Source organism: Amycolatopsis sp. WAC 04182 (assembly GCF_003947465.1).
Taxonomy (GTDB): Bacteria; Actinomycetota; Actinomycetes; order Mycobacteriales; family Pseudonocardiaceae; genus Amycolatopsis.
Window position 1 is genome coordinate 1 of the sequence record NZ_QHJJ01000031.1, and the last position, 783, is coordinate 783.

1 protein-coding gene is annotated in these 783 nt (G+C 75.1%); it reads right to left on the minus strand.

What is annotated here, in order from left to right:
- Positions 1-623: CoA transferase subunit A (locus DMH01_RS42320; RefSeq protein WP_305016651.1), on the minus strand; the 623-nt coding region annotated here is incomplete at its 3' end.
- Positions 624-783: the final 160 nt, after the last annotated feature.

Consider the following 783-nt stretch of genomic DNA (forward strand, 5'->3'; position numbering starts at 1 on the left):
CTGCTGATCAGCAGCGACTGCACCGGCCCCTCCTTGAGCAGGTCGGCGGTGTCCACCAGCCGCTCGCACGACACGTAGCAGCGCCCGGCCGCCTTGGCGTACAGGTCGTCGAAGTACGGGTCGGGGCCCAGGTACTGGGCGTTCCCGCGGGCGTCGGCCCGGCTCAGGTGCACCAGCGCCACGTCCATGGTCAGGGCCGGCACCGCGACCAGCTCCTCCCCGTCCCCGTACGGCAAGCGCACCGTACGCAGGTCCGGGTTGACCCGCAGCACGCCGGACCCCAGCCCCGCCCGCGTCGGCAGGAACGGCAGCCGGTGCGCCGCCGCCAGCAGCCCGAACATGAACATGCCCTCGTCGTACTCGGCGAACTCGATCCCGCCCGCCTGCCGGGCCGCCCGGAAGTGCGGTTCGGCGTCCCCGGGGTCGGCCAGCAGGCCACGGGCCCGGCTGATCAGGGCGTGCAGCCGGGGTGAGGCGTTGCCCGCCAGGTCGGCCGCCGTACGCTCGATGATCGCTGCGGCTTCCGCACGGCGGCCGCAGCGCACCGCGGCGGCGGCCAGATCCGCCAGGGCCGGGTAGGAGGCGTGGTAGTGCACGGGGGCGCCGTCGGCGGTGAAAGCCATGCGGAGCTGGTCGTACGCGATCCCGAAGGCGCCCTCCGCGACGGCCGCGGCGCCGAGCGCGTGGCGGGCGTACACGCGAACCGAGCGGCTCTCCAGCGGATCGACCAGGGTGAGCGCCTCCTCGGCCTGCGCGCGGGCCGTCGCCGCGTCGCCCTGGAAC